Origin of the sequence: Sulfurovum sp. XGS-02, assembly GCF_023213175.1 — a bacterium.
Lineage (GTDB): Bacteria > Campylobacterota > Campylobacteria > Campylobacterales > Sulfurovaceae > Sulfurovum.
On the sequence record NZ_CP093312.1, the window covers coordinates 213,563 to 227,935 of the forward strand.

Annotated in this window: 17 protein-coding genes; 14 read left to right on the top strand and 3 right to left on the bottom strand. The window is 40.2% G+C overall.

Translation table 11 applies throughout. From position 1 onward, the window contains the following. The first annotated feature begins 63 nt into the window (after positions 1-63). From MN086_RS01095 to MN086_RS01140, 10 genes are all read left to right on the top strand, one after another. Positions 64-489: a hypothetical protein gene (locus tag MN086_RS01095; protein ID WP_248576220.1), complete on the top strand. Its 426-nt coding sequence runs from the start codon at positions 64-66 to the stop codon at positions 487-489. A gap of 2 nt (positions 490-491) precedes the next feature. Continuing rightward, positions 492-1,160: a 16S rRNA (uracil(1498)-N(3))-methyltransferase gene (locus MN086_RS01100; RefSeq protein WP_248576221.1), complete on the top strand. Its 669-nt coding sequence runs from the start codon at positions 492-494 to the stop codon at positions 1,158-1,160. Positions 1,161-1,317: 157 nt separating this feature from the next. Next, a complete protein-coding gene (locus MN086_RS01105; protein WP_248576222.1) occupies positions 1,318-2,064 on the top strand; it encodes a DUF4395 domain-containing protein in 747 nt (248 codons plus the stop codon). Positions 2,065-2,248: 184 nt separating this feature from the next. Beyond that, positions 2,249-2,449, top strand: coding sequence for a 50S ribosomal protein L31 (gene rpmE / locus MN086_RS01110; protein WP_248576223.1), 201 nt, complete (start codon positions 2,249-2,251; stop codon positions 2,447-2,449). Between the two features lie 103 nt (positions 2,450-2,552). Further along, positions 2,553-3,368 (top strand): 16S rRNA (cytidine(1402)-2'-O)-methyltransferase, encoded by an 816-nt coding sequence (gene rsmI, locus MN086_RS01115; RefSeq protein WP_248576224.1) that lies wholly within the window; start codon positions 2,553-2,555, stop codon positions 3,366-3,368. A 67-nt stretch (positions 3,369-3,435) separates the two neighbouring features. After that, positions 3,436-4,122, top strand: a complete 687-nt coding sequence (gene rlmB, locus MN086_RS01120) for a 23S rRNA (guanosine(2251)-2'-O)-methyltransferase RlmB (RefSeq protein ID WP_248576225.1) — start codon at positions 3,436-3,438, stop codon at positions 4,120-4,122. After that, on the top strand, positions 4,109-4,708 hold the full coding sequence (locus MN086_RS01125; RefSeq protein WP_248576226.1) for a hypothetical protein: 600 nt from the start codon (positions 4,109-4,111) through the stop codon (positions 4,706-4,708). The genes rlmB and MN086_RS01125 overlap by 14 nt, the downstream gene beginning before the upstream one ends. Before the next feature lie 56 nt (positions 4,709-4,764). Continuing rightward, the gene (locus MN086_RS01130) at positions 4,765-5,997 is read left to right on the top strand and encodes an LL-diaminopimelate aminotransferase (RefSeq protein WP_248576227.1); all 1,233 of its coding nucleotides are present in this window, start codon (positions 4,765-4,767) and stop codon (positions 5,995-5,997) included. Next, positions 5,990-7,252 carry a homoserine dehydrogenase gene (locus tag MN086_RS01135; protein ID WP_248576228.1) on the top strand — a complete coding sequence of 421 codons (1,263 nt, stop codon included), beginning with the start codon at positions 5,990-5,992 and terminating at the stop codon, positions 7,250-7,252. Before MN086_RS01130 ends, MN086_RS01135 begins: the two co-directional genes overlap by 8 nt. An 11-nt stretch (positions 7,253-7,263) precedes the next feature. Continuing rightward, positions 7,264-7,761 (top strand): YajQ family cyclic di-GMP-binding protein, encoded by a 498-nt coding sequence (locus MN086_RS01140; protein ID WP_248576229.1) that lies wholly within the window; start codon positions 7,264-7,266, stop codon positions 7,759-7,761. Positions 7,762-7,910: 149 nt separating this feature from the next. Here MN086_RS01140 and MN086_RS01145 read toward each other — a convergent pair whose 3' ends face one another. Continuing rightward, positions 7,911-8,159, bottom strand: a complete 249-nt coding sequence (locus MN086_RS01145; RefSeq protein WP_248576230.1) for a hypothetical protein — start codon at positions 8,157-8,159, stop codon at positions 7,911-7,913. Positions 8,160-8,286: 127 nt separating this feature from the next. Further along, on the bottom strand, positions 8,287-9,537 hold the full coding sequence (locus MN086_RS01150) for an OFA family MFS transporter (protein WP_248576231.1): 1,251 nt from the start codon (positions 9,535-9,537) through the stop codon (positions 8,287-8,289). 212 nt (positions 9,538-9,749) lie between these two features. On the opposite strand from MN086_RS01150, the gene MN086_RS01155 reads away from it, so the two are divergent. Both MN086_RS01155 and MN086_RS01160 read left to right on the top strand, forming a co-directional pair. Next, positions 9,750-11,843 carry a molybdopterin oxidoreductase family protein gene (locus MN086_RS01155; protein ID WP_248576232.1) on the top strand — a complete coding sequence of 698 codons (2,094 nt, stop codon included), beginning with the start codon at positions 9,750-9,752 and terminating at the stop codon, positions 11,841-11,843. A 273-nt stretch (positions 11,844-12,116) separates the two neighbouring features. Then, a complete protein-coding gene (locus MN086_RS01160) occupies positions 12,117-12,440 on the top strand; it encodes a hypothetical protein (RefSeq protein ID WP_248576233.1) in 324 nt (107 codons plus the stop codon). Positions 12,441-12,568: 128 nt separating this feature from the next. On the opposite strand, the gene MN086_RS01165 is transcribed toward MN086_RS01160, so the two are convergent. After that, positions 12,569-12,916 (bottom strand): hypothetical protein, encoded by a 348-nt coding sequence (locus MN086_RS01165; RefSeq protein WP_248576234.1) that lies wholly within the window; start codon positions 12,914-12,916, stop codon positions 12,569-12,571. A 244-nt stretch (positions 12,917-13,160) separates the two neighbouring features. On the opposite strand from MN086_RS01165, the gene MN086_RS01170 reads away from it, so the two are divergent. After that, complete coding sequence (locus tag MN086_RS01170) at positions 13,161-13,505, top strand: YraN family protein (protein ID WP_248576235.1); 345 nt, start codon at positions 13,161-13,163, stop codon at positions 13,503-13,505. 30 nt (positions 13,506-13,535) lie between these two features. Beyond that, positions 13,536-14,327 carry a phytanoyl-CoA dioxygenase family protein gene (locus MN086_RS01175; RefSeq protein ID WP_248576236.1) on the top strand — a complete coding sequence of 264 codons (792 nt, stop codon included), beginning with the start codon at positions 13,536-13,538 and terminating at the stop codon, positions 14,325-14,327. The last annotated feature ends 46 nt before the right edge of the window (positions 14,328-14,373 follow it).

The following is a 14,373-nucleotide window of genomic DNA, read 5'->3' on the forward strand; positions in this document are numbered from 1 at the left end:
GTTGATTATAACTAAATAGGGTATAATCCACTTTTAAACAAATCAAAATTACAGGAAATTCGTATGGTAGAAGAGATGTTGGCAGTACATAGTATTTTAGTGAAAGTCTTTTTAGGCTTTTTGGTTGGAGGATTATTTATTCCGATGATGACAGCAAAAAATCCGTTAGGATTCAGAAAAGCAAGTTTTATCTATACGATGATCTTTCAAGCACTTGCTACCATGATAGCGTTTGCAGGTATCGTTGCTGTATTTACAGGTGATCTGGGTTGGTCTGTAACGACGATCATTATGGTCGTGGTTTGGGCGGTATTGATGTATATAGAGATCAAGAAGTATAAATTGATCAAAGTAGCCAATTTGGACAATGCTGAAGCCCACAAGCTGCTCAAAGGTGCATTTTTGAAAATATCTTCAGTGCAGATCCTGCTGGTTGTTGTGATGGTCGTACTGATGGTCCTTCAAGCTAAAGGTGTCATAGTATTGTAAGCATGTTATATCTTTACCAGAAAGAGGCAGGTCAGCCTCAGCTTACCCTGCAGGGAGACGAACATCGTTACATTTTCAAAGTACGAAGACATAAAGTAGATGACACTTTGTATCTTCGTAACCTTGAAGATGGACTACTACATCGTTATCTCATTACTTACATAGATAAACGTTCCGTCAACCTTGAACTGCAAGAGAGTCAAATCCTTGAGGTCAAAGCGAAAACAACGCTGCATATAGGGTGGTGTGTGATCGATCCTAAAAATATAGAAAAGGTCCTTCCTTCTTTGAATGAAATGGGTGTAGCAAAGATCACTTTTATCTACTGTAAACGTTCTCAAAAAAGTTTTAAAGTTGATTTTAAACGACTGGAAAAAATACTTTTGAACTCTTCTCAGCAGTCAGGAAGATCCGAATTGATGCAATTGGAAATGGCGGATGACCTGGAGACGTTTTTAGAGAAAAACCCTCATAGCAAGATGTTGAACTTTTCAGAGAATCATTGTGTTTCAAATGAAGGTATCGATACGATAGTCATTGGGTGTGAAGGGGGCTTTCATGAAGAGGAAGTCGCACTGTTCAAAAAGAGTGATATTGTAGGTTTTGACACCCCGCTTGTATTAAAAAGTGAGAGTGCGGCATGTGCAGTTGCGGCCAAAGTGCTGTTGTAGATTTTTAGCACTTGGCTTGTATCATGTTGAAACATTTTGGCATATTATGTTTTGATTAATACTTCTTGGATATACTCATCACTCTATTTTTTAGATTCACTCATCTGGGTTTCGATTTTATGAGTAGATGAGACGATATGACAACAAAGGAAATGGTTTGAAGTTACCAAATTTTTTATGGGAATATGGCGAAAAAGTCCCAGGATATGATGTTGGCGTGATCAATGAACGAGAGGCACGAGCTGGTGCAGGTATACTCGGTATGCTGGGAATGATCGTTATTTTTGTCGGTATTGGTTTTAACCACACGATAGTGGCAAGGGTCTATCTGGCATTTTTATTTCTTGATTTTACCGTCAGGGTCATAAACCCGAGCTACTCTCCCTCTTTGCTTCTGGGAAAATTTTTTGTACAAAATCAAAAACCGGAATATGTGAGTGCATTACAAAAACGTTTTGCATGGGCGATGGGATGGTTTATCGCCCTTCCTATGGTATGGTGGTTTGTGATACACTGGGACATCTCTTTTTACAAGGTATTGATCTGTGTACTTTGTCTTCTTTTTACATTTTTGGAGAGTGCTTTTTCGATCTGTGTAGGGTGTAAATTCTATAAAATTTTTACCAAATTAGATCCGGTACATTGTCCCGGAGGTGTGTGTGAAGTACGAGCAAAAGAGCCGATACAGATGTTCAGCCCTGTTCAAAAAGTGATCACTGTTTTAACGATGATCGGACTTGTTGCGGGAACCTATCTTTTCATAGCGAATTCAGAGCCTCAAACTTTCTTTGGTGAATTCCTGCATGAAGCGGTATTGACTGATGCACAGCTACAGCAGGAGAAAGATGAAGCGTATGAAAGAGAAGCCGCTGCTGCTTTTGCAGATGATGATGAGGATTGGTAGAGACTTGTATGTTCCTGATGGGCAGAGAGGTGTTTTATAATATTTTAAAATTATTTAGATATAATTTCGCCCTAATATTGTCTCGCCTGAGAGCGTTGCAATGCCCCTTTTTGTGAAAAAGGAAGAGTCCTAGGCTAGAGCAGGTTAGTTGCCTGACACACAAAATAAACTAAAAGGTTAGAAAATGAGAAAAGATATTCACCCAGATTACGTTGAGTGTAAAGTTACATGTGCTTGTGGTAACACGTTTCAGACTAAAACAAATAAAGAAGCGTTGAGTATTGATATTTGTAACGAATGTCACCCATTCTTTACAGGTTCTGAAAAAATTCTTGATGCTGCTGGTAGAGTAGAGAAGTTCAAGAACAAATATAAATTAAGTTAATCTTGATGACATAGAGAGTCTTGCTCTCTATGCTTGCAGTCATGCTGCGTTTGCTTTCTCTTTAAGCAGGCACTTATTCTCTTCATACATTAAAGTATTTACTATGTTAACATTTATTCCCACACCCATTGGAAATCCTCAAGATATTACGATCAGAGCGATGAAGCTTTTTGAAAAAGCAGAACTCTTTTTATGTGAAGATACACGTCAGACCAAACGGCTTTTGCGTTTATTGGAAGAGCGGTTTGATATGGTGTATCCTGATGCATTGTTCTATTCTTTTAATGAACACAATGGAGAAGAGAGACTTGAGGAGTTTGGAAGTATTTTAGGGGAAAAAGAAGTGGTCTATGTCAGTGATGCAGGCATGCCGATCATCTCTGATCCCGGACAGATCCTTGTAGCCTATGCACAGGAAAATCACATACCATACGATGTGCTTCCGGGGGCATCTGCTGTGACCACTGCATACGCTGCAAGCGGTTTTGAAGAAGGAAAATTTCTTTTTTATGCATTTTTACCCCACAAAGGCAAAGAGAGAAGTGCCGCTTTAAGTGAAGCGATGAGCAACGGCTATAACACCGTACTTTATGAAGCCCCTCATCGTTTGGAAAAGCTTTTAGATGAGATCGTGGTACTCGATGGGGATAGAGAACTTTTTCTGGCTAAAGAGATCAGCAAAAAGTATCAAAAGTATTATCGAGGTACGGCCAAATCACTTAATGAAGAATTCAAAGAGTTGAACATACGTGGTGAATGGGTAGTGATCATAAAAGCCCGAAAAAGTATAGAAAAAAGCCTGAGTTTTACCGAAGTGCTAAGTTTGGATCTTCCACCTAAACCTAAAGCAAAACTGCTTGCGCAGCTCAGTGATAAAAGTGTCAAAGAGTGGTATGCTGAACTCACACAAACCACTTAACACTGTAAAAGCAAAAAAAAGGTAAAATCACTCAATTAGTAACTAGGATAAAAAGGTTATCATTTTTATGATCATATATGGAAAACAAGTCTGTTTGCATGCCCTGGAGCAGCATCCGGAGAAAATAAAAACTGTCTATGTTGCTAAGAAAGGGATACTTCCTCAAGAGCTGTTCCATAAATACCATGATAGTATCAAGTTTTTAGAAGAGAAGTGGGCCCAATCGATGAGTAAGGGCGGAAATCACCAGGGTATACTTGTTGAGATGGAAGCGTTTGAACAAAGTACTCTGGCAGAGATCAAAAAAAATGATTTTATCGTCGTACTGGACGGTTTAACGGATGTAGGGAATATAGGGGCCATTGTAAGGTCTGCCTATGCACTCGGTGCGGATGCTGTGATCGCAGCAGGGGTTAAGCAGCTTAATTTTGCTGCCATAGCACGTACAAGTTCCGGTGCGATGCTGGATATGCCCTTTATGATCGCAGCAAATATTTTGGATACATTTAATGAACTTCAGCAAATTGGATTTACTCTCTACGGTGCCTCGATGGATGGAGAAAATGTACAAGAGATGACATTTGATACCAAACGTGTACTTGTGTTGGGGAGTGAAGGCAAAGGTCTTTCCAAGAAGGTCATTGCTAAACTGGATCATAGGGTATCGATAGAGATGAAACATGCTTTTGACTCATTGAATGTGAGTGCAGCCGCAGCGATTTTAATACATAGGATGGGTTATGCAATTAAATGAGATACTTGAAGAAAACACGATAAAGGCTATCAGTCAAAAGACAAAGATATCTGAAGAGAATCTTGAAAATCTTTTGGCCGCAAATTTTGATGCGATAAAAAAGATCAAAGCTTTAGGCTTTATCTCTATTCTAGAACGGGAATATAATGCAAACCTAAGTCAATTAAAAGAAGAGGCATTGGCGTATTACTCACAGGGGAAAGAGGACCATAGTTTTACGGTGGTTCGGCCTATGGACGGAGAGAAAAAAGGAAAATCGAAACTCTTTTTATTACTTGTCCTGGCCCTTTTGGCGTATGCCTCTTGGTATTTCTTGACACAGTTCGATAAAAAACATTTGAGTGAGCTGATCACTTTTATCGATGAACAAAAGATAGAAGAGAGTGTGACAGAGAATGAAGATAATAAAGAAGAGATCAGCATCGAAGAGCTTAGTATTGCCAATGTAGTCGTCGTTGATGCGAATACAAATAGCGTGCCAGCAGCAAAAGCTGCAGAAGATGTTGTGCCTCAAGAGAGTATACAGAGTAGTGAAGCAATGGTGAAAGAGGTGAATGTTTCTACTGAAACAGTCAACCAATTCTAGTACTGCCTGGATGGGACTAATGATAAAAATGAAAAAAAATGTAAAGCGAGTAAAGCATGTTTGATGAAATTCAATTTGAGAAAATAAACCGGTTGCCAAAGTATCTTTTTGCAGAGATCAATGACCTTAAAATGGAATTGAGAAGAAAAGGGGAGGATATCATAGATTTTTCTATGGGGAACCCTGATGCTTCTACGCCACAACCTATCATCGATAAGCTATGTGAAACTGCACAAAAACCGAAAACGCACGGGTACAGTGCAAGTAAAGGGATCTATAAACTTCGTTTGGCGATGAGTAAGTGGTATAAACGTAAGTATAATGCAGATCTAGATCCGGATACAGAGATTGTTGCAACCATGGGAAGTAAAGAGGGGTATGTGCACCTTGTACAGGCGATTTCTAACCCGGGTGATGTTGCTATTGTTCCGGATCCAACTTATCCTATCCACTCTCAGGCATTCATCTTGGCAGGTGCAAACGTGGAGAAGATGGAGCTTGTGTTTAACGAAGAGACCTTTGAAGTAGATGAAGATAGATTTTTGGCTGATGTTGAGGATCATTTGGACAACTCTATTCCAAAAGCCAAATTCTTGGTGGTCAACTTTCCGCACAACCCAAGTACGGCGACGGTAACGCCTCAATTTTATGAGAGACTGGTAGCATTGGCTAAAAGAAAACGTTTCTATATTATTTCGGACATTGCTTATGCGGATATCACATTTGATGGATATACGACTCCGTCTATCATGAGTGTAGAGGGTGCGAAAGATGTGGCAGTGGAATCGTATACGCTCTCAAAATCATATAACATGGCAGGTTGGAGAGTAGGTTTCATCGTAGGAAATAAAAAACTCATCGGCGCACTGCAGAGTATTAAGTCATGGCTGGATTACGGGATGTTCACACCTATTCAGGTGGCTGCAACCGTGGCACTCGATGAGCATGGGTATATACCAGATGAGCAGATCATTCCTCGTTATGAAAAAAGACGTGATGTGATGATAGAAGCATTTACCAATGCGGGTTGGCCATTGGCAAAACCAAGTGCTTCTATGTTCATTTGGGGTAAGATACCTGAAATAGCAAGAGATATGGGTTCTTTAGAGTTCTCAAAACAACTTCTGCTTCATGCAGGGGTTGCGGTAAGCCCCGGTATAGGATTTGGTAAATACGGGGATGAGTATGTGCGTATCGCACTGATAGAGAATGAAAACCGTATCCGTCAAGCTGCGCGAAATATCAAGAAGTTCCTAAAAGAACTGGAAGAGGCGAAAAAGAATGGTTAAAGTAGGAATCTTAGGTGTAGGTACAGTTGGTGCAAGTGTTGCGAAGATACTTGAAGAAAACGGTGACATTATCGAAGCAAGAGCGGGAGAAAAGATCGTTGTAAAATCAGGTGTGGTAAAAAACCTTTCGAAAGAGAGAGGGGTGAGCATTGCACTGAGTGATGATCCATACGATGTGGTCAATGATCCTGAGATAGACATCGTCATCGAATTGATGGGCGGTGTTGACGAGCCTTATACACTTGTGAAAAAAGCACTTGAAAACGGTAAAGCCGTTGTCACTGCAAACAAGGCACTGCTTGCGTACCATCGTTATGAGCTTCAAGAGATAGCCGGTGACATCCCTTTGATGTATGAAGCAAGTACAGCTGGCGGTATACCTGTGATCGGTGCACTGCGTAACGGGCTTTCAGCGAACCATATAGAGTCTATCCAGGGGATCATGAACGGTACGTGTAACTATATGCTTACAAAGATGATCAATGAGGGTGCACAGTATGATGAGATCCTTAAAGAATCCCAGGAACTAGGGTATGCAGAGGCTGATCCTACGTTTGACGTAGGCGGGTTTGATGCGTCGCATAAACTGCTTATTTTAGCAAGTATTGCCTACGGGTTGGATGCAAAACCTGAAGATATCCTCATTGAAGGTATAGAAAATATCACGCAAACAGATGTCTCTTTTGCAAAAGAGTTCGGATATGAGATCAAACTGCTTGGTATCGCCAAAAAAGTGGGTCAAGGAGTAGAGCTTAGAGTCCATGCAACCATGATACCGCAAGAGTCTATGATCGCCAAAGTGGACGGAGTGATGAATGCGGTCACTGTGGTAGGTGACCGTGTAGGAGAGACCATGTATTACGGACCTGGTGCAGGCGGTGATGCTACTGCTTCGGCCGTGATCGCGGATATTGTCGATATCGTCCGTGGGAACCAGGGCCCTATGCTCGGATATAAAAAAGGGTTGGAGAGCGGGCTTAAGCTTCTGCCTAAAGAAGATATCGTGACCCAGTATTACCTTAGACTGGAAGTGGATGATAAAAGCGGTGTACTGGCAGCTATCACATCTACATTGGGTAAGTTTGACATTTCTATAGAGGCAATGCTTCAAAAACCTACGAAAAATGATGAGATAGCCAAACTGCTCTTTACGACACACACATGTAAGGAGAGCAAGATGCAGGATGCCATCGTTGCATTGGAAAAACTTGATGTAGTGCATGGTAAGATCGCTATGATGAGGATAGAGAAGTAAAGGAGCCCCAGATGGCAAAAGATCACTATTTTGATATATCGGCTAAACTGGACATGATGGAGCTAAAGAATGCGATCGTCATGGCTCAAAAAGAGGTGGCTACACGTTTTGATTTTAAGGGATTGGTCGCTGAGATCAATCTCAATGAAGCGGGGAAGACCTTGAGCCTCAGCTCCTCTACAGACTCCAAGATCGATGCGCTTAAAGACATACTTATCTCTAAACTGATCAAAAGAGGTATTGCAGGAAAATCACTTGAAGAGGTGAAAACTGAAGGCATATCCGGCGGTAACACAAAGGTGATCTACCGTATTGTTGACACGATCGATAAAGATGAAGCCAAAAAGATCGTGAAAGCGATCAAAGAGTTGAAGATAAAGGTCACACCATCCATACAGGGTGATGAAGTACGTGTATCTGGAAAAAAGATAGATGATCTTCAGGCTGTCATTGCTGAAGTGAAGAAGTTGGATCTGAAGGCACCGTTGGTGTTTGGGAATTTCAAATAGGGATTATTCCTTTTCTTCTTTACTTGAATAAAGAAGAAAACGAACCCAAAAGAAGTAAGTGCAAAAGTCTGTCGAGTATAAAAGACTTTTGTTTACTTCTTATTAGATAGGCATGATATGTTGCCAATGATAAGAAGGTGACCCTGTTCTTATGAACAGTGTCCGCCACCACAACATCCGCCTGAAGCAGCTGCTTGAGGTGCTTTCATCGTGATGCTAAAGTTATCACCACTCTCTCTTAGTTCAAATCCATGTTTACCACAGAATTTTTCATTCATATGGCTTACCATACCTTGAGCTTTTATCATCGCATCATCTTTGTTATCAAACGTAACATTGTTTTCTAATTCACTTCTTCTGAAGCATCCACATTCTTGTGCTATATTTATAGTTGACATTGTAATCCTTTAGTTGTAATTTTTCGTGATAATAACAGAGTAAAATTAATACAAACTTTAATTTCCGGATAAATAAGATAAATTTACTCTTATTTATCTCAGTGGCACTCAATGAAGCAGTGGAAGACTAAGCCAGTGCCTGCTCATTTTTGATCTTTTTGATGTTTGCAAGCATCAGTAGAGAGGTGATGAGAGCCACAACGAAAAGAGTGACAAAGACATAAAGGGTGCCTGTATAACTACCCGTTGTATCTTTCACATAGGCGATGATGATAGGCCCTACAAGACCTGCCAAAGCCCAGGCGGTGAGAATATACCCGTGAATCGCACCAAGCTCCTTCGTACCGAATATATCACCGATGTATGCAGGAACGGAAGCAAAGGCACCGCCGTAACACGTCATGATGTAGTAAAGGAGTATCTGGAAAAGCAGTATGCTTGTCACTGTGGTTAGCATATAAAACGCGATGATCTGGGTCACAAAGAAAAGTACAAAGACCACAGGTCTTGTAAGGTAATCTGAGATACTTGCCCATGCTATTCTACCGGCACCATTGAAAATACCCATCAGTCCTACGGCTGAGGCTGCGGCTAAAGCAGAGATCCCTATGACCTCCTGTAAGAGCGGGGAAGCGACAGAGATGATTGCTATACCGCAGGTTACGTTGATAAAAAGCATGATCCAAAGCCCATAAAACCTTGCAGTTTTAACGGCTTCATTTCGTGTAATGTTTACCAGATCCTCTTTGAGTTTCTTTTTCCCTGCATTGATGGCAGCAGTGAAATGTGCGGGCATATACCCTTCAGGAGGATTGGCAAGATATTGTGCTGCGGCAAACATCACAATGAAGTAGATAGAACCCAGGATATAAAAGGTGGAAGAGACACCTACGGCATCGATCAGTACTTTTATGGCAGGCCCTGAGATGGCAGAGGCAAAACCAAAGCCCATAATGGCAAGTCCTGTTGCCATACCTCGTCTGTCAGGGAACCATTTCACAAGCATAGACACAGGAGAGATGTACCCTATACCAAGACCGGCTCCACCTAGAACACCATAAGTAAAGTAAAGTAGCAGTTTTGATTCCAGGTGGATAGCAAGACCAGAACCGACTGTCCCCAGTCCAAATAGAACAGCTGCAAGTGTCGCAGCTACTCTTGGGCCTTTACGTTCTACAAATTTACCCATCAGTGCAGCGGAGAGACCCAAAAAGAAGATAGCAACAGAAAAAGTGATCGTTACATCTGTAAGTGTCCAGTTCATGGTGGATTGTATAGGTCTTACGTAGACACTCCATGCATAGACAGAGCCTATAGATATGTGAATGGCCATCGCAGCCAGAGCCATGAACCAACGGTTTTTAACTTTTGTAGTCATTGATTGTTCCTTCATTATAATTACAGGGATGATATCTCAGTTATCCAAATGAGTTTGGATTTCTTTTGATGAAAATTTTACACTATATGGTAAAGATTAGTGACCTTTTTCGATATAATTTTGTATGATAGTAACAACACTTACTTAAACATACATTATTTTAATTATAAATAGGATAAAATTACTCCTATTAAAGTACAAAAGGGTACAAAATGACAAAAAAAGCTGATAACGATCATGAAATAATAGACAGCGTTTGTGCATATTGTGGTGTTGGTTGTGATATTGCAGCTGAGGTTGATACAAAAGAGAATAAGATCAAGAAGATCTTTGCACACCCGGATGGTGCAACATCTGAAGGCAAACTTTGTATCAAAGGGACACATGGATACGATTTTGTCGATGCAAAAGAGAGACTGAGAACACCGCATATCCGCAAAAGTTTTTTAGAGAAGAACCCTGAGATCAAAGATGCGATCGCCGGTTCGCTCACCGATCTGGATGATACATGGTATGAGACCGATTTGGATGCTGCTACCACTGCAGGGGCAATGAAGCTCAAAGAGATCCAATCACAATATGGTGAAAAATCTGTCTGTTCACTTGGAGGGGCTAGAACGTCATGTGAGTCAGCGTATTATTTTCAAAAGTTCACCCGTTACACACTGAACTCTCCACACGTAGATAATTGTGCCAGAGTGTGTCACTCTCCATCACTCAAGGGGATGAGGCTGACCATCGGTGAGGGGGCTGCAAGTAACCCGTTTGATGATATCTACAAAACAGAATTTATGATCGTGATGGGCTCCAACACGACTGAGGCACACCCGATCGTAGGTAACCGTATGATCAAAGCGGCACAAAAAGGTACTCCTATCGCATGTTTTGATGTACGTGAGATCAAACTGCATAAGTTCTCAAAATATAAAGCGGTCACTCCACATGAAGCGAACCTGCTTGTGCTCAATATGATGGCATACACGATCATCACTGAAGAGTTGTACCACAAAGATTTTATCAAGAACAGAACCAAGAACTTTGAACACTTTAAAGAGAACATTCTCAATGATCCTTATGCCAATCCTGAATTTTTTAGAGAAGTGGAAGGGTATGAGTATTTGGCAGATATGCTCCCGGAGATCGCCCGTGAGTATGCCACGAAAAAATCTCTCATTTTATGGGGACTTGGGATCACCGAGCATGTAGACGGTTCGTACGCTGTTATGGCTATCGTACACCTGGCACTGATGACCGGGAACATTGGTAAAGACGGTGCGGGTGTGATGCCATTGCGTGGTCAGACGAATGTTCAAGGTGCGTGTGATATGGGTATGCTCCCCTACTATGCTCCTGATTACACGGCGCCAAAAGAGGTGGGACTGATGACACCTCAGTTGGTGGATGGTATGCTTGACGGAACCATCAAGGGTGTGTTAAACATTGGTGAAGACCTCACGCATATCCACCCGAATATCAATAAGATCACAAAAGCATTTGAAAACCTGGAGCTTATCTTTGTACAAGAGCTGTTCATGACAGACATTGCGGAACGTGCAGACATCGTAGTGGGTGTGAAGTCAGCCTATGAGAAAACAGGTATTTACATCAATGCGATGCGTAAAGTCCACCTCTCCACGCCACTGGTACACTCTGATCTTCCGGATGACTGGGAAGTGATCAAGCTTCTTGATGAGAAAATGGGAGGGGATTTCGGTTTTGAGACCTCTGAAGATATCTGGAATGATGTGAGAAAAACGGCAACAAACAGATTTAGCGGTGCCTCTTATGAGATGCTCAGAGCGAATGAAAAGCAGGGCATTTCATGGCCGATCACTGAAGAGGGCGGTACACCGGTACTGCATAGAGAAGACTTTAGAACCAAAGATGGTATCGGGGCATTCAGATACCATGGGTATACACTCTCAGGTATGATAGAAGAGATCCTCAATAAAGCACTGAAGGGTTACCACTTAACGACGGGAAGAATCATGGCGCATTACAACAACTCTGCGCAAACAAAATATACAGAGAACCTCATGAAAAAACATAAAGAGGATGTTCTTTTGGTACATGAAAGTGACAGTGCAGATTTCCCAACAGAGAAGGTGATTCTAAAAACCGAGTATGGTCAGACCAATCCGTTAAAGGTAAAATTCACAGATAAAGTGCGTCCTAAAACACTCTATACCACTTTTCACCATGTAGATTCAAAACTCAATAACATTTTTGGTGATAAAAGTGATGAACTTATCATGACAGCTGCATTTAAATCGATCCAGGTCGACATTATTCCTGTAAGTGCATAGAGCACTTTGGGTTAAATCTTGAGGTCGCAATTAGCGACCTTAGAGACTCGCTTATTCTTCTTTGAATCCATTACATTTTTTTAACAATTTCATTATAAAATCTCCTATATAGAACATTTTATAAGGTTTTCTATTGAAGCTTAAGAATTTATACCTCGTAAACGTCGCTATAGCGAATAACCTTATAAAATATGTTAGATTATAAGGTTTTGATTTCTGAATAATTTGACACTTAAATAATATGCTACAATCTTTCCAAAGGATATTTTGAATGTGGATAATATTATGATAAGAATAATTATGGTTACTTTATTGATTTTAAACGGTTGCAGTATGTTACCTCCATCTGCTAAAGATTATCAAAATAAACTAAGCAGTGAATTAGGAAAGAATATTAATAGTGATTATTTTTATGGGACTAAGTTTTACAAAACTCAACGAAAAAACAATAAAAAATATTATTATGATAAAACATATAATTACAGTACAAAAGCTGAATGTAGAGTTTTGTATATAACAGACTTAAATGATATTATTGTTGAGTATAAAATACTCACTCCAAATACATGCAAGATAGGAACTTCTGCTGTATGGTAGTGCAGGAATTATTCAAGTAAGTAGATAATGGACGACACTTGCTCACATTAGATTTTCAAAACCTTATAAAATATATAAATTTATAAGGTTTTCACTTGTCCTGATTGTTGGCGATGGAGAAATGTCATTTAGTCGTCATTATGCAGTTGTCCACTAAATTCAAAGCCAAACTTCATTTTGTTGGCTATTTCTTCTTGTACCTCGTCTATGAGGTCATCAGTTCTGCCTTCTATCTGTTCTATGAAAAATTTTTGTTCTCTTTCCCGTTTGAAGGCATGTACCTTGTAAGGTTTGTCGGTACCATGTTCTTCTATAAACTTATCGATCGTATCTTCCCAAATGAAGGTGAGTTCATGTTCTATGGTTTGTGTTTCTTCATTACCGGGTAAGGTATAGTTAAATGCTACTGTATCTGTGAAGGATATGATCTCATACGCTTTACTTTCTTTTTGAGACGTTACTTCATTGTTTGTCATGATTATGTCCTTTAGTATATGTTATTTATTGACTTTATATCAAAGATAGCTTTAAATAGGATAAATTTTATCTGATTTAGATTTTTTCTACCAATAGAGTCATTTTTTGTATCGCATTTAGAGCTTATACCTTTTTTACTCTAACTAGAGAGGTAGCTCTGGTAAAAGAATGTCAATATGACATACTTTTCTCTTTCATTTTTCTTTTGTTCTATACTTGATCATAAAGTGAAAGGCTATAAAAATGACAAGAGAAGACCCTAAAAAATTCGGTAATCAGAGCGAGACCTTGGCTACATGTTTTTTAGAACAGGAGGGTTTCGTGATCCTGGAGCGTAATTATTTTGCACGAAAGCTTGGTGAGATAGATATCATCGCCAGCCGTGATGATGTCGTACACTTCATAGAAGTGAAGAGTGGGAAAACAGAGTTCGATCCTGTCTATAATGTGACACCATCCAAACTCCGAAAGATCATCAACTCTGCACACTATTATCTAAAAACAAAAAATATCGACCGGGCATTTAGTATCGATGCACTGATCATTCGCTATGATGAGGTAGAATTTATAGAGAATGTTACGCTATAATCTGCTCAATGATACTTTAAAGGCACCTATATGAGACTCTCCGATGTGCAGCTTCAACAATTTCATCAAAATGGTTTTATTGTCTTACGAAATTTTTTACCCCAGGAAAAATGTGATGCGATACTGGATGTCGCCAAAGCACACTTAGAACATAAAATCGAGCCTATTGAAACAGAGATAGGGTATGATGAAAGATCCAAAGAGTATCGTACCGAAGTAGTGGATTATAGCAGTGGATCCAATGAAGCGCATATGATCGTCCGCAGGTTACGGCAGGTGTATGAGAGGGATATCCTTTTCAAAGAGTGGATGGAAAATGTTGATATCCGTCCTGTTCTGCAACAGATACTGGATGACAGAGTGGTGATAACGACCGCCCATCATAACTCCATCATGACAAAAATGCCTTATTATAGCAGGGCAACGGCGTGGCATCAGGATAGAAGATATTGGCGTTATTCTGATAATAATCTGGTAAGTATATGGTTGGCTTTGGATGATGAGTACAGTGAAAACGGTGTGCTTGAATTCATACCCGGAAGCCATTTGATGCAATTCAAGCCTGAACAGTTTGATGCAAAAGAGTATTTTAGGGAAGATACGAAAGAGAATGCTTCACTGATAGCACAAAAGGTCTCCACGACGCTCAAAAAAGGTGATGTGATCATCTTCCACTCTCTGCTGCTGCATAGAGCCAATAAGAACAGTACGGACAAAGCTAAAATTTCATTTGTCTATACGGTAAAAGGAGAGAAGACGGTGGCTATAGAGGGTACACGCTCCGCTCAATATCCAGAGATAAAGTTGGAAGAAGTCGAATAAGAGTAATTTTATCCTTATTGTATATAATTAGGACAAAAGATAGATA

Bases quoted from the DNA above. Each gene is read 5' to 3' on its own strand.
- MN086_RS01170 (WP_248576235.1), top strand. From the start codon at position 13,161: ATGACAAGAGAAGACCCTAAAAAATTCGGTAATCAGAGCGAGACCTTG.
- MN086_RS01145 (WP_248576230.1), bottom strand. From the start codon at position 8,159: ATGTCAACTATAAATATAGCACAAGAATGTGGATGCTTCAGAAGAAGT.
- rlmB (WP_248576225.1), top strand. From the start codon at position 3,436: ATGATCATATATGGAAAACAAGTCTGTTTGCATGCCCTGGAGCAGCAT.
- MN086_RS01135 (WP_248576228.1), top strand. From the start codon at position 5,990: ATGGTTAAAGTAGGAATCTTAGGTGTAGGTACAGTTGGTGCAAGTGTT.
- MN086_RS01165 (WP_248576234.1), bottom strand. From the start codon at position 12,916: ATGACAAACAATGAAGTAACGTCTCAAAAAGAAAGTAAAGCGTATGAG.
- MN086_RS01125 (WP_248576226.1), top strand. From the start codon at position 4,109: ATGCAATTAAATGAGATACTTGAAGAAAACACGATAAAGGCTATCAGT.
- MN086_RS01175 (WP_248576236.1), top strand. From the start codon at position 13,536: ATGAGACTCTCCGATGTGCAGCTTCAACAATTTCATCAAAATGGTTTT.
- MN086_RS01130 (WP_248576227.1), top strand. From the start codon at position 4,765: ATGTTTGATGAAATTCAATTTGAGAAAATAAACCGGTTGCCAAAGTAT.
- MN086_RS01100 (WP_248576221.1), top strand. From the start codon at position 492: ATGTTATATCTTTACCAGAAAGAGGCAGGTCAGCCTCAGCTTACCCTG.
- rsmI (WP_248576224.1), top strand. From the start codon at position 2,553: ATGTTAACATTTATTCCCACACCCATTGGAAATCCTCAAGATATTACG.
- rpmE (WP_248576223.1), top strand. From the start codon at position 2,249: ATGAGAAAAGATATTCACCCAGATTACGTTGAGTGTAAAGTTACATGT.
- MN086_RS01140 (WP_248576229.1), top strand. From the start codon at position 7,264: ATGGCAAAAGATCACTATTTTGATATATCGGCTAAACTGGACATGATG.
- MN086_RS01155 (WP_248576232.1), top strand. From the start codon at position 9,750: ATGACAAAAAAAGCTGATAACGATCATGAAATAATAGACAGCGTTTGT.
- MN086_RS01095 (WP_248576220.1), top strand. From the start codon at position 64: ATGGTAGAAGAGATGTTGGCAGTACATAGTATTTTAGTGAAAGTCTTT.
- MN086_RS01150 (WP_248576231.1), bottom strand. From the start codon at position 9,537: ATGACTACAAAAGTTAAAAACCGTTGGTTCATGGCTCTGGCTGCGATG.